We start from the raw sequence: 13,494 nt of genomic DNA, 5'->3' as shown, positions 1-13,494 counted from the left end.
TACTTTGGATGACGTCCAACAGTGCGGGTACGAGCGGAAAGGACCCGGCCCCTTGGCAATCGGCGTGCTGGTCCTATCGGATCCAAGAATCCATTTCAGGCGCGCCGACGTGCGTAGCGGAGTCCAGGCGGGCGAGGTCGGCTGATGTTCACACGCTGGGGCGAACTCGTATTTCGGCTGCGGTTCGCGGTCATCGCCCTGGTGGGTGCGGCGCTGCTCGGCCTCGGTGCGGTGGGAATCGGTCTCGATGACCATCTGACTTCGGGCGGACTGGACGATCCGACCTCGGAATCGGCGGTGGCCGCGCGGTTGTCGGACCGGGCGTTCGGCCGCAACCACGACGTCGATGTGGTCGTGCTCTACACCGCACCGGACGGCACGAAGGTCGACGATCCGGAGTTCGCGCGCCGGGTGGTAGACAACCTGAACAGCCTGCCCCGCGAACATCCCGGCGAGATCCTCGGCATCAACGCCGCATACTGGCCGACCGAAACCGGCAAATTGACCGGCACCCAGGCCGCGACCGATGACCGAAAGCATGCCGTCGCCGCCATCGCCATTCGCGGCGAGACCGATACCGAGATGGTGCGCAACTATCGGAAGGTCAAGGACGCCTTCTACATTCCCGGTATAGACGTGCAGGTCGGCGGCCTGCAAGCGGTGGCGGGAACATTGAACGACACCGCCGCCAACGACACCCGAAGGCTCGAGCTGCTGGCCGTGCCCGCGGTCGCGGTACTGCTGTTCTTTATTTTCGGTGGTGCGGTGGCCGCTGCGCTGCCGCTGATCGTCGGTGGGCTGACGGTGTTCGGCGCCTACGGGATATTGCGGCTGCTCACCACCGTCACCGACGTGAATTCGTTCGTGTCGCCGGTGGTCTCGATGATCGGTGTCGGACTTGCGATCGATTACGGCCTGTTCGTCGTCAGCCGGTTCCGTGAGGAACTGGCCGCCGGATACGACACGCAGGCCGCGGTGCGGCGCTCGGTGATGACGGCCGGGCGCACAGTGGTGTTCTCGGCGACCATGATCATCGCCAGCCTCGGCGGCATGCTGCTGTTCCCGCAGGGTTTCCTGAAGTCCATGGGCTACGGCGCCATCGCGACGGTGTCGCTGGCGGCGCTGACCTCGATCACCCTGCTGCCCGCCATGCTGGCCGTACTCGGACCGCGGGTGGATCTGCTCGGCTTCGAACGCTTCCGCCGCACCAGGACCGCCGCCGAGGTGGAGAATGGTTTCTGGGCCCGCACCACCGATTGGGTGATGCGCCATCCGCTGAAGATCAGCGTCGTTCTGTGCGTCGGTCTACTCTTGCTGATCCTGCCGATGCGCAATCTCGTCTTCGGCGGTTTCAGCGAACGCTATCTGCCGCCCGACGATCCGACCCGGGTGGCGCAAGAGACGATCGACACCCTGTTCCCGGTCCGCAAATCCGATCCGCTCGAGCTGATCTTCGTCTCGGACAACAGCAACGCGGTGGGCGAGCTCTGGGATCAGGCGAATGCGGCGCCGGGGCTGGAGAGCAGATTCGAGATTCCGTCGCGCTCGACGGTGCAGGACGAGGTGTATCGCACCAAGGCCACCCTGATCAACTCCGCCGAAGCGGGGGAGACCATCGAATACCTGCGGGCATTGGATCAGCCCGACGGCGTGACGATGCTGGTCGGCGGCGTTCCCGCCATCCAGAAAGATTCGATCGACGCGCTGCTGGTGCGGATACCGTTCATGATCGCGCTGGTCCTGCTGGTCACGACGCTGCTGATGTTCCTGACCTTCGGCTCCCTGATACTGCCGATCAAGGCCGCGTTGATGAGCGCGCTCGGCCTCGGCTCCACGCTCGGCATCCTGACCTGGATCTTCCTCGACGGCCACGGCGCGGGCCTGCTGAACTTCACTCCACAGCCCATCCAGGCGAACATGCTGGTGCTGATCATCGCGATCATCTACGGTCTGTCCACCGACTACGAGGTCTTCCTGCTGTCCCGGATGGTGGAAGCCAGATCGCGCGGCGCCTCCACCACCGAGGCGGTGCGCACCGGCACCGCACACACCGGCCGCATCATCACCGCCGCCGCACTGATCCTGCTGGTGGTGACCGGTGCGTTCGCGTTCTCGGACCTGGTGATGATGCAGTACATCGCCTTCGGCATGATCGCCGCCCTGATCATCGACGCCACGGTTCTGCGCATGATGCTGGTCCCGGCGACGATGAAACTGCTCGGTGACCGCTGCTGGTGGGCGCCGGAATGGATGAAACGCATCCAGCGTCGCATCGGACTCGGCGAACCGTTGCTTGCCGACGAACCACCGGAGCGCGCCCGGATCGGTTAGCTGCGAGGTCGGCGGCCCACGGGTGTCGGTCATGGGCAGTGCGGATCGCTGGCCGGCATCGCGGTGCCGCGGGCGAGGTCGACGCGGTTGTGCGCGGGGTTCGTCGGAGCGATCTCGGCGTCGGACCGACGCGCCGATCACCTTGGTGCAGAGCACATCTGGATGCATGACCGTATGACGGCCGTATCCGGTGGCCGGGTGCGGAGTCGGCAGGGCGACTAGACTCCGACAGTGCCGTGGCCGGTGCCCGGCGGCCCGGTGAGAAGCGAGGTAAGTGGTGAGTGCGGTGGACCGGTGGCTGATTGCGCGCAGTGCCGATATGCGGCCGACGGCCGCGGATCGGGTGTTGCTCAGGCTGAGCCGGATGGCCGATCACAACCTGCTGTGGGTGGCCACCGCCGCGGCGATGTATCTGGTGGGCGACCGCGCGCAACGGCGAGCCGCGGTGCGCGGAGTGCTGTCGGTGGGGCTGGCCAGCGGGATTGCCAACGGGATCGCCAAACCGGTATTTCCCCGCCGCAGGCCGCCGGACACGTCGGTCCCGTTCGTGCGAAGGCCGGTCAGACCGCCCTACTCCTCGTCTTTTCCGTCGGGTCACTCGGCATCGGCGGCGGCGTTCGTCACCGGCGTCGCGCTCGAAGACCGGCGTGCGGCGGCCGTGGTGGCTCCGGTCGCGGCCGCGGTCGGGTATTCCCGTGTCCATATCGGGGTGCACTGGCCTTCCGACGTCGTCGCCGGTGCGATGCTCGGTTCGGCCCTCGCGCTGGCCACTCGTCGCTGGTGGGCCGTGCGTGCGGGTGAACCGGCCGGCATGGGCCCCACCGAATCCGTCGCACCGGTCCCCGCGGGTGCGGGCCTTCTGGTGGTGGTCAACCGGTCCTCCGGGCTCGGCAATGGTGAGCGAATCGACGCATTGCGCGGCAAGCTACCCGCGGCACGGATCCTCGAGTTCGACCCGAGTACCGACCTCGGGGCGCAGATCGCCGAACGAATCGACGCGGGCGGTGTGGTGGCGCTCGGCGTCCTCGGTGGCGATGGAACCGTCTCGGGTGTCGCCGAATCGGCGGTGCGCCACGATCTGCCGCTCGCGGTGTTCGCGGGCGGCACCCTCAACCATTTCGCCCGCGATCTCGGTGTCGACGATCCGGCCGCGACGATGGCGGCGCTCGCATCGGGTGAGGTGATGCGCACCGACACCGCGCGGGTGCGCTTCGGCGGTGACGGCGAGCGCACCTTCGTCAACACCGCGAGCCTCGGCGGGTATCCGGATTTCGTGCGGCTACGGGAGAAGCTCGAATCCCGGCTCGGGAAATGGCCCGCTGCGGCAGTCGCCTTGTTCCGCGTGCTCTCGCGAGCGCAGCCGTTGCACGTGATCATCGACGGAGAACGGGTCGAGATCTGGATGCTGTTCGTCGGCAACGGCACCTACATGCCCGGCCATCAGGTCCCGACTGCACGGCCGCTACTGCACGGCGGCACCCTCGACGTCCGGTATCTGCGTGCGGACCTGCCGCTGTCGCGGACCCGGCTGATCTGGTCGACGATCACCGGAAGCTTGGAGCATTCGCACACCTACGTCCACCGTCGGGTCGCCCGGATGCGGGTCCAGGTGGTCGGGGCGGATGTCTCATTGGCGACCGACGGCGAGGTCAACCACCGCGTCAAAGACCTCACCATCAGTAGTGAGGCGGGTGCGCTCGGCGTCTTCCGGCCGGCCGAGCCCGGCGTCATCGCAGGCAACGGACGCCGCTGACCTCGCGGCATTTGATGCGCGGTCGAGGTCGGTGCGCATCCGGTGCAGTTCGGCGCGGAGGGGCCGGCCTGCGAGCGAGTTCGCGGTCGGCGTGCACAACGCCACCGATTTCCTGCGCCCGGCACCCGTTCACCGGCGCCGGTGAACACCACTGGCGACAAGCGCAGCGAAGATGGCGCCGCATGGCGGTATCAACGTCGACACCATCGAGCAGGCCGACGAAGCAGGGCCTAGGGAATGCTGGTCCGGGTACCTGCGTCGTGCGGGCCCGAGTGAGATCGCTCGCCGCGTCGCCGAACTGCCCGCGCGAACCAAGGCCCGCGCGGCGACCCCGACCGCCGTCACAACCGGCACGCCGTGGAGGAATCCCCGGCGCGGATAGGGTGGTCTGATGGTGTGGGTGGCGATTGTGCTGGCAGTGGTGGCGGTCGCGCTGACCTGGTTCGTCGTCGTCGGCGACGCCGAACGGCTGGTGGACGTGCCCATCATGGACTGGGTGGTCGACCATCGCGTCGACACGCTGACGCCGGTGGTCGAGGTCATCACACACTCCGGGGGCACCATCGCCATGTGGTCGGCGGCGCTGCTGGCTTGCGCGGTCCTCGCCTGGCGTCGGCAGTGGCCGGAACTGATGCTGGTCGCCGTGACGGGAGCCGGTTCGGCCCTGCTGATTCCGTTGCTGAAATCTGTGATCGACCGCGAGCGGCCACCCGTGGCGGATCGGCTGGTGACGGTCACCAGCCACTCCTTTCCGTCCGGACATAGCCTTGGTTCGGCGGTCGTCGCCGGTGTGATCGCCGCCGTCATCGTGGTCGGACTGCGCCGTGGTGGGCTGCGCTGGGTGGTGGCGGGGGCCGCGGCGACGTTCGTCGTTCTGGTCGGACTGTCCCGCGTGTATCTGGGCGTGCACTGGCCCACCGACGTGCTCGCCGGTTGGACAATCGGCCTACTGTGGCTGACCATCATGCTGACCGGCTATCTGCGCTACCGCCGGACTTTGTCGCCGGTCGCGGAAGAAACGCCGGTACCGGTCGCGCAGTCCCGCGTCGACACAGCCTGAAGCGATCAACCTCCGCTTCGCAGCGTGCGCGCCGGCGGTGCGAAGGCGCGCTGACATCGAGTGTGACGCGCAGCGGGCCGCGGCTCGGCGCCGGTAGCGAGGTTTCTCAGTCGGCGACCGATTCCCTCAAGGCCGTGTGCAACCAGTGCTGTGTGGTGCCGGTCGTCGTAGGGGCGCCGAGGATGCCTGCGGTCAGCGCCCAATATCGGGTAGTGGCCGGGTGCGCGTCGGGAACGCCCGCGACCAGCTGCCGCCGGAACGCCGGAGTATCGGCGCGACCACGCACTTCGGCGTGGGCGGCGACATACTGATCGAGTTCGGCCCCGGCGCAGGGCCGATCAGCGGCCAGAACCCGCTGCGCCACGGCCGCGTGCGGCTCGGCCAGTGCGAGGACCAGAGCGCGTTTGTCGCGGATCTGGTCGGCGCCCGAACGCCACAGTTGCCAGGCGACGACGTTGCCGAGCTCCGGTGTGCTCACCAGTTGCGCCAGCTCGGCGAAGGCGAGGACCTGATCCGGTGTCGGATTCGCCGGAATCCGCGGCACATCCATCTCGACGAAACCATCGAACATCTCCGCGGGCATAACGGCGAGCACGCGACGCCAGAAGTCGGTGATTGCGCCCCGCACGACCGTCCGATCCGCAGCGCCCGCAAGTAGGGCGATCCGGGTGGCGCGTTCGGCGGGCGGGGCCTGTTCGATCGCGAGCAGTGCGGCGTCCCGCCAGGACAGCGCGTCGAGTTCGGCCCGCACGCTTGCCCGTTCACCGGCCAGTGCGTCCTCCACAGCCAGCGCACCCGAGGCGATCGCGTCGATCGCGTCCAAACCCAGCCCCAGCGCCCGCAACCTTCGGATGGCAAGCAGCCGGTCGACAACATCCGGTTCGAACACCCGATGCCCGCCCGAGGTGCGACGCGACGGCAGAACTCCTTCGTCGCAATAGAACCGGATGGTGCGCACCGAAACACCGGTGCGCCTGGCCAGTTCACCGATGCCCACCAGATCGCGGGGATGTGTGTCGTGCGTCACCTTCGCTGGAACCTCCACCCGACTGGAGTTTCTACGGTACCGGTAGCCACTCACACAGGAGGAACACCGATGGCACAAACGCACAACCCGTCCGATGAGCAGGTGTGGCAGGCGATCGCCACCGAACGCAGGCGTCTGGTCGAGCTGCTCGCAGGGCTGCCGGACAGCGACTGGGATCGGGATTCCCTGTGCGCGGGATGGCGGGTGCGCGAGGTCGTCGCCCATGTGGTGATCAGTTCTGGCGCGTCGACGAGTTGGTTGCTGTGGCAGCTGGTCCGGGCCCGCGGCAGCATCGACCGGCTCAACCACAACACCGCCGTCCGTCTCGCCGAGCAGATCAGCACGGCCGAACTGCTGGACCGGCTGCGCGACCGCATCGATGCCCGCTTCACCCCGATCAGCACGACGCCCACTGATCGCCTGATGGATCTGCTGGTCCACGGCCAGGACATCGCGGTACCGCTCGGCCTGCGCCACCAGATACCGGCGGAGCCGGCTCGCTGGTCGCTGCAACGGATCTGGACCATGGGGTGGCCGTTCCATGCTGACCGCAAGCTCGGGGGCTACCAGCTCGTCGCGACAGATACCGACTGGTCAGCGGGGGAGGGCACAGTGATCGCCGCCCCCGCATCGGATCTACTGCTCCTGCTCACCGGCCGAACCTCGCCGACGGTTCTCGCCACGGACTGATCGTGCTCGCGGATGAGCGCGGAAACCGTCGGGGTTCCGGCGTCGTCCGATACGCATGCCGGCGGGTCGGCCGGTTACCCTGCCGACCGGCGTCCGGGAGTGCCGAGCCAGGCCAAACGGCACCGGCCCTGATTCCGCCGGGAGGTCGGGCGTCCGCGCGCTCAACTTCCGCGTTCCAACGCGAAACCGGCATCTCGCCAGGCGATGAGCCCACCGTCGAGGCTGTACGCGCGGTGCCCGGTCCGGCGGGCGGTAGCAGCGAAGTGGCGGGACAGGTCGCCGGTGGGGCAGATGAACACCACCGGGCGGGATGCAGAGAACGGGGTGCCGTGGGTGAGCAGGTCGCCGAGATGGTCGTCGGGGATGTTGAGTGCACCGGGGACGTGCCCGATCCGGTAGGCCATGGCGCCCCTGGTATCCACCAGGATCGGGTGCTCGGTGGCCGACAGTTCGGCGAGTTCGGCGGGCGTGAGCACCGGCACCGGCGCCAGTTCTGCGGCGGTCGGCATGTGTCGCCGATGGGTTCCGCCGAAGAGATCAGGCCTGCGCTTTTTGATGTAGGACAGATACGGTTCGATCCGATCGCAGACGACAACCACCGCCACGATCGGCTCCGAACCCGAACGATCCAGGGCCGCAAGCGTATCCACTGTCGCCGCGTAGGCCGCGCCGCTGGTCGGCCCTGCGAGAACCCCGTATCCGGAAGCCAAGGTCAACGTTGCCTCGACTGCGCGCGCCGAATCCACGGTGACGATGCGGTCGTAGAAATCGGGCTGGAACAGTCCCACATCCCACATCTCGTGCTCGGAACGGATACCAGGGATGAAGTCGGATCGTTCTGATACCACCGCGATGGTGCGCAACTCTGGATGATGTTTGCGCAGATAGGTGGCGGTTCCGCGGGTCGATCCGGTGGTGCCGAGCCCTCCGATCAGGTAGTCGACTCGATCGATGCCTGCGGCGGCGAGGTCGTCGTGGATCTCGCGTCCGGTGCCGTCGTGGTGGGCCTGCACATTCTTGTCGTTGGTGTACTGCGAGGGGTGATGGAAGGCGCCGGGTTGTTCGGCCATCGTCGACTCGATCACCGAGTACACGTCGTTCGGTGTGGTCGGGTCGGGGCATTCGGACAGTCCCGGCAATTCCACGATCTCGGTGCCGAGCAGCCGCAGCAGATCCCGGACCTCCTCGACCTTGATCCGATTGGTCACCGCCCGCAGCTCGATGCCGTGCACCGCGCCGAGCACCCGTAGCGCCTTGGCGGTGTTGCCGCTGGAGGCTTCGATGAGGGTGCGGCCTTCGGCACCGATATCGGCGATCTCGTCGCGGATCATCGCCCATGCCACCCGGTCCTTGACCGAGCCGAAAGGATTGTGCGACTCCAGCTTCGCGTACAGCTGGACTCCATCCAGACCGTGCACGGCGGGGTCGAGTCGCAGCAGGGGAGTGTTGCCGATGAGTTCGGTGATGTGGTCGTAGGGCATCAGCGCGCCTCCGAGAGCCCGGCGGCCGTTGCGGCGAGGAACTCGGCATCGGCACAGGTCCGAAACCCGTCGGCGTCGCGGAGGATCGCGACCTTGGCGGCCGGTGGCCGCATCGACGCCGACGCGGCCGACAGATCCATGTGGTAGGCGGCGGTGTTCGGGAAGATCACCAGATCACCCGGCCGCGGCACCCATGGCAGGGACACGACGTGATTGGTGATCAGATCCCGCTCCAAGCACAGCCGTCCGGCGAAATACACCTGAGCCGGCGCATCATCCACCACCCGCCCATCACCGGGTAGTACCAGCGGATCGACCATGACCTCCTGATCGGCCGGTGTCACCGCGTCCCGGCTGATATCCAGATCGACCAGGATCGTGCCGTCGGAGGCCTCCTTCACCACCTCGACCGTCGCCACCGTGAGACCCGCATGATCGACCAGAGCCTTGCCGGGCTCCAACCACAGCTCGAGCAGATTGTCGGCGGCGACCTGCGCGACAGTCCGGCCGCCGTGTCGCTCCAACGGCGCGTCCAGCAGTTCGGCCAGCATCCGCTCGGCGGCAACGGTATTGCCGTACTTGTGGAACACCGGCACACCGCGCACCGACCCGCCGTCCACCTGGTAGCCGAAGGTCGTGGACCCCCAGCTCATCGGCGCGCCGCCGCCGGCCAGCGAGGCACGCAACGCCAGCATATAGCGTTCGAAACCGGCAGCGTCGGCGGTGAACACCTGCCGCAGACCACCACCGATATTCAGCACCGACGGCGCGAGACCATGCTCGTAGGCGCTCTCGGTCAGCGTCAGGCAGCGGTCGACGGCGCGCACCCGTTCGCCGACATCGCCGGAATCGAGATGGAATGCGAACCCGAGGAACTCGATCCGGTCTCGATGCGCGGTCAGTGTCGCCATCGCGCGTTCCACCCGCCCCAGGGGTATCCCGAACCGGCTCACCCGCCCCGGATCGAAACCCGACACCCGAAGCAGCACCCGAACCGGTGCGGACCCGGTGGCCAGCTCGGCGATCGTGTCGAGCTCCCACTGGTTGTCCACGTTCACCACGACGCCGTCGTCGATCAGCCGTCGGAGGAAGGCGGTGCCTTTCGGCCCGGTCGCCTCGATCCGTCCCGGTGCGAATCCTGCGCCCTGCGCGCTGTCGAGTTCACCCACAGACGCCACATCGATGCCGATACCCGCGCTCGCCGCGGCACGGACGAATGAGCTCGCCTGGTTCACCTTGTGCGCGTAGCAGATTCGATACCGTGCAGGTCGTCGGCTCAGTTCAGCCACCAGCCGGGTGAGCTTCTGTGTGAAGACCTCGGGAAACACCAGGTTCAGCGGGGAGCCGTACACGTCCAGCGCGGTATCGAGTGCCCTGCGGTCGTCGAGGAACGCCCGCACCATCGGATCGATGAGAGCGGGCAGTGCCGGTGCGGTCATCGGGTGGATTCCGCTGTCACAGTGACCTGCCCCTGCGCTGGATCCGAGTCGGCTTCGGCACGCACCGCCGACGGGTTGTATCCGCCGTCTCGGATGGCCTCGAACGCGCGGGCCCGATTACGTGGACTGCGGAATTCGGCGACCACGCGCTTGCTGACCAGATCGATATCGGCCACCCGGATGCCCATCGACTCGAGCACGCCTCCGATGGTGCGCACACAGTGCTTGCACGTCATATCGGGCACGTAGAAGACCTGGTCGTCGGCGGCGATCGGGCCGTCGCTGTCGGACCCGTCCACCTCGCCGGTCACCGGTGTGACGGCGAGACCGGCGAGGACCGCCGCAAAGGTGGCCACGAACCGCTCGGCCACCATCGGAAGGATGCTGTAGTGCTCGTCAGCGATTCGGTGCGGCATGGCGGCCAGGCATGCAGGCCGCGCGCCGGAGGGCAGCAGCGCGTACTGGCGGGAGATGAGATCGAGATCGTCGTGGTACTTCTCGATCGCCGCGGCCACGGTGAGACCTTCGGGCCCGGTGGCGCGGCGCATCACCGTGTGCGCGTCGGCGATGGTGGCATCCTTCATCGCCCGCAGCACCGCCACCGTCTCCGCCGAATACCGCACCGTCGTATCCGGCTGGGCCAGCAACGTCACCGGGATCATGCCGCGCCGATAGGTGGAGGCCTGCAACTCCCAATACCACCGGGTCGCGACCGCGGCGAAGATCCCGGAATCGAGCATCCCCCGCGCGAATTCGACGGCGTCACGGTAGGGCGTCTGGCGAGCGAGCAGGGCGTGCTGAGCCAGCGTGCGCCCGGTGGCCTCGATCCCGACGCGGAAGATCTCGACCGGATCGTGGTCGGTGGTGGTGCCCATGAGCAGCGCGTGCGCGCGGCCGTCGAGCCGAGTGGCGCGTTCGGCGAAACTGCCGTTGGCTGCCAATCGATCCCAGAGCTCGAGTACGGCTTCGCGGGCGGCGATCGGCACGGCGGGGCCGAGGCCGTCATCGCGATAGTGGCCGGTATTGGGGATGCCGTGGCTGTCGGTCCAGGTGATCCGATGGGTGGCGCTGGTGACCTGATCCGGGCGGCACGGCCGCATGAACCGCTCCAGATACAGCCGTTGCGAGAAGGTGAGGCGGTGGCCGGGTTCGGGCGTCAAGGGGGTGCCGGCGTACTCGATATGTCGTGCACGCGGTGCGGGCGCCTCGGCGAACAGTCCGGGCTGGGCGAGCTCGGCGAGGACCCGGGAGGCGCCGCGCCGGTCGTAGCGGGCGGTGTGGCCGGTGCCGCCACCGGTCGATGCTTCAGTCATAGGACCTCCTCGGCGACCTGCCGGACGCAGTCGGTGAAACGATCGATCTCCGTATGCGTGTTGTAGATCTGAGTGCTGACCCGTACCGACTCGGCATCCGACGCCGATCCGGCGGTATCGGCGGGCACGCAATGCGCCCCCGTGCGGACCATGAAACCGGATTCGGCGAGGACGAAACCGAGGTCGTCGGCGCTGATCCCGTCCAGGGTGAACGAGACGATCCCATACCCGGTGGCGCACGGTGCGTATGCGGGGCCGGGCAGGAAACGCACGCCCGGGACCGTGCGCAGGCCGTCGAGAAGACGCGCGGTGAGATCACGGTTGTGTTCGGCGATCGCGGACATCCCGAACGAATCCAGCACATCGATGGCCGCCCCTAGCGCCAGCAGGGCGGGGATATCGGGTGTTCCGCCTTCGAGCAGACCGGGCATGGCGACCCGCGCGTCGTCGCCCGCTCGGCCACCGGAAGTGCCGCCGGGCAGGAATGGAATCAGCTGATCGTGCACGCGGCGACGGCAGTACAGGACCCCTGCGCCCGGTGCGCCGAACATCTTGTGCGCGGCGAAGACCGCGAAGTCGGCGCCGAGTTCGACGACATCGACGGGCAGATGGCCACCGCTCTGGCTGCAATCGAAACACAGCAGCACCCGCGACGGGATCCGCCCGCGCAGCTCTTCGAGCGTGGTGACGGCACCGTACACATGGTGCAGGTGGCTGGTGGTGATCAGCCGGGTCCGCGGGCCGATCTTGTGTGCGATATCGGCGATATCGGCCTCGCCGAGTTCGGTGACCCGATACGGCACCAGTTCGATATTCCTGCCGAAGCGGGCCATGATCGCGCGCAGGTGATGCCAGGGGAGCACATTGGCGGCGTGATCGCGCGGGTTGAACAGGATGTGATCGCCATCGTCGAGCGCGGCCAGACCCCACGACAGTGCCACGGCATTGAGGGCCGCGGTGGCGCCCCCGGTGAACACCACCTCGTCGGTGTGGCCGGCGCCGATGAATCTCGCCGTCCGCCCCCGGATCTCGGCGATCCGGCCGGCCAGTTCGGTGGACCACCGATACGAACCGCGCCCGGCGTTGGCTGTGCGCGCACGGTGATAGCCCGTCGCCGCGTCGATGACCGGCCACGGCTTCTGTGTGGTGGCGGCACTGTCGAGGTACACCTCCCGGGTGTCCTCTAGCGCCGGGAACAACGCGCGCGCGGCATCGATCGAGCGGTGAGCGGGCGCGGCGGCGTGGGCGCGGATCGGTACCGGTATCGGGTGCGACGCTCGCGCAGGTGGCCCCACCGTGACGCTCCCTCCGCCGGACGCGCTGGATATCGCTCAACGATACGCACAAACCGGAAAACCTTCGAACTTTTCACCCACCCAACAGATTTCACACTCGCCAGGTGCATCGGGTGAGCGCCGCCGGGCCTCGCGGTGCGGAGAACCTGTCGGTCGGGCGGCGTAGGGTGCCGACCATGCCGCTGACTCTTGCAGAACGTCAGGAATTCCTCGCGCAGCCGCACCTGGCGGCGCTGGCCGTCACCGGTGCCGATGGGCGTGGCCCGCTGAACGTGCCCATCTGGTATCAGTACAGCCCCGGTGGCGAGATCTGGGTGATCACCGGAACCGAATCGCAGAAGCTTCGCCATATCCGCAGCGCGGGCCGGTTCAGTCTGATGGCACAGCGCATCGAACCGACGGTGCGGTACGTGAGCGTCGAAGGCCCTGTCACCCGGATCGAGCCGATGAGCGAGGCGCACAACCGGGAGATGGCCGCACGTTTCCTGCCCGTCGAGAACGTGGAGGGCTATCTGCGCGCGTCAGAACACTTCGGGGAGCAGACCGTGGTGTTCATGCGCCCCGAGCACTGGCTCTCCGCGGATCTGGGCGATACCGCCGAGCTGTAGCGAACTCAGTAGGTGCCCTGCAGGTAACCCACCAGGTGTTCGCGTTCGGTCGCGAGCTCGGAGATCGCGCTCTTGACCACGTCGCCGATACTGACGATGCCGACCAACCGGCCATCGCGCACCACCGGCAGATGCCGGACGCGGTGGTCGGTCATGGTGCGCCGCAGGCCTTCGACCAGATCATCCGGGTCGCAGATCCGCACGTCGGCGGTCATGATCTGTGATACCGGGGCGTCGAGCAGGTCGGTGCCGAGCAGGTGCAGGCTGCGCACCACGTCGCGTTCGGAGACGATGCCGGTGATACCGACACCATCCGAGGAGACGACCACCGCGCCGATGTTGTGTGCGGCAAGCGTCGCCAGCAACTCACGCACCGTCGAGTCGGGCCGGACGGTCGCTACGTCACTGCCTTTTCTGCGCAAGATTTCCGCGATTCGCATGGTTCACCATCCAAGAGGGACACTCCGCTTACCAGGATCCCTCTTCGACGACCACGT

The 13,494-nt window shown here is 67.5% G+C and carries 11 protein-coding genes; 5 read left to right on the top strand and 6 right to left on the bottom strand.

Annotated features, from left to right (window positions below):
* The first annotated feature begins 144 nt into the window (after positions 1-144).
* From ACFXNW_RS21445 to ACFXNW_RS21435, 3 genes are all read left to right on the top strand, one after another.
* Complete coding sequence (locus tag ACFXNW_RS21445) at positions 145-2,331, top strand: MMPL family transporter (protein ID WP_379419499.1); 2,187 nt, start codon at positions 145-147, stop codon at positions 2,329-2,331.
* 319 nt (positions 2,332-2,650) lie between these two features.
* Positions 2,651-4,084 carry a bifunctional phosphatase PAP2/diacylglycerol kinase family protein gene (locus tag ACFXNW_RS21440; RefSeq protein ID WP_379419761.1) on the top strand — a complete coding sequence of 478 codons (1,434 nt, stop codon included), beginning with the start codon at positions 2,651-2,653 and terminating at the stop codon, positions 4,082-4,084.
* Positions 4,085-4,475: 391 nt separating this feature from the next.
* Positions 4,476-5,144, top strand: coding sequence for a phosphatase PAP2 family protein (locus ACFXNW_RS21435; protein ID WP_379419498.1), 669 nt, complete (start codon positions 4,476-4,478; stop codon positions 5,142-5,144).
* Between the two features lie 106 nt (positions 5,145-5,250).
* Here the strand turns inward: ACFXNW_RS21435 and ACFXNW_RS21430 are convergent, their stop codons facing one another.
* Positions 5,251-6,171 (bottom strand): MerR family transcriptional regulator, encoded by a 921-nt coding sequence (locus tag ACFXNW_RS21430; RefSeq protein ID WP_379419497.1) that lies wholly within the window; start codon positions 6,169-6,171, stop codon positions 5,251-5,253.
* A 69-nt stretch (positions 6,172-6,240) separates the two neighbouring features.
* Here ACFXNW_RS21430 and ACFXNW_RS21425 point away from each other — a divergent pair, with 69 nt between their 5' ends.
* Positions 6,241-6,861: a maleylpyruvate isomerase family mycothiol-dependent enzyme gene (locus ACFXNW_RS21425; protein ID WP_379419496.1), complete on the top strand. Its 621-nt coding sequence runs from the start codon at positions 6,241-6,243 to the stop codon at positions 6,859-6,861.
* 161 nt (positions 6,862-7,022) lie between these two features.
* On the opposite strand, the gene ACFXNW_RS21420 is transcribed toward ACFXNW_RS21425, so the two are convergent.
* From ACFXNW_RS21420 to ACFXNW_RS21405, 4 genes are read right to left on the bottom strand one after another with little or no spacing between them, the layout of a single operon-like run.
* Positions 7,023-8,342 carry a pyridoxal-phosphate dependent enzyme gene (locus ACFXNW_RS21420; RefSeq protein WP_379419495.1) on the bottom strand — a complete coding sequence of 440 codons (1,320 nt, stop codon included), beginning with the start codon at positions 8,340-8,342 and terminating at the stop codon, positions 7,023-7,025.
* On the bottom strand, positions 8,342-9,781 hold the full coding sequence (locus ACFXNW_RS21415; protein ID WP_379419494.1) for a decarboxylase: 1,440 nt from the start codon (positions 9,779-9,781) through the stop codon (positions 8,342-8,344). The genes ACFXNW_RS21420 and ACFXNW_RS21415 overlap by 1 nt, the downstream gene beginning before the upstream one ends.
* Positions 9,778-11,094: a heavy metal-associated domain-containing protein gene (locus ACFXNW_RS21410; RefSeq protein WP_379419493.1), complete on the bottom strand. Its 1,317-nt coding sequence runs from the start codon at positions 11,092-11,094 to the stop codon at positions 9,778-9,780. The genes ACFXNW_RS21415 and ACFXNW_RS21410 overlap by 4 nt, the downstream gene beginning before the upstream one ends.
* Positions 11,091-12,389 carry an aminotransferase class V-fold PLP-dependent enzyme gene (locus ACFXNW_RS21405; protein ID WP_379419492.1) on the bottom strand — a complete coding sequence of 433 codons (1,299 nt, stop codon included), beginning with the start codon at positions 12,387-12,389 and terminating at the stop codon, positions 11,091-11,093. Before ACFXNW_RS21405 ends, ACFXNW_RS21410 begins: the two co-directional genes overlap by 4 nt.
* Before the next feature lie 176 nt (positions 12,390-12,565).
* Here ACFXNW_RS21405 and ACFXNW_RS21400 point away from each other — a divergent pair, with 176 nt between their 5' ends.
* Positions 12,566-12,997, top strand: coding sequence for a pyridoxamine 5'-phosphate oxidase family protein (locus tag ACFXNW_RS21400; protein WP_379419491.1), 432 nt, complete (start codon positions 12,566-12,568; stop codon positions 12,995-12,997).
* 5 nt (positions 12,998-13,002) lie between these two features.
* Here the strand turns inward: ACFXNW_RS21400 and ACFXNW_RS21395 are convergent, their stop codons facing one another.
* Entirely contained in the window at positions 13,003-13,437 is a 435-nt protein-coding gene (locus ACFXNW_RS21395) for a CBS domain-containing protein (protein WP_379419490.1), read from the bottom strand.
* Between the last annotated feature and the right edge of the window lie 57 nt (positions 13,438-13,494).

Source organism: Nocardia sp. NPDC059180 (assembly GCF_042754945.1).
GTDB lineage: Bacteria > Actinomycetota > Actinomycetes > Mycobacteriales > Mycobacteriaceae > Nocardia.
This window is presented reverse-complemented; position numbering and strand designations above follow the sequence as displayed.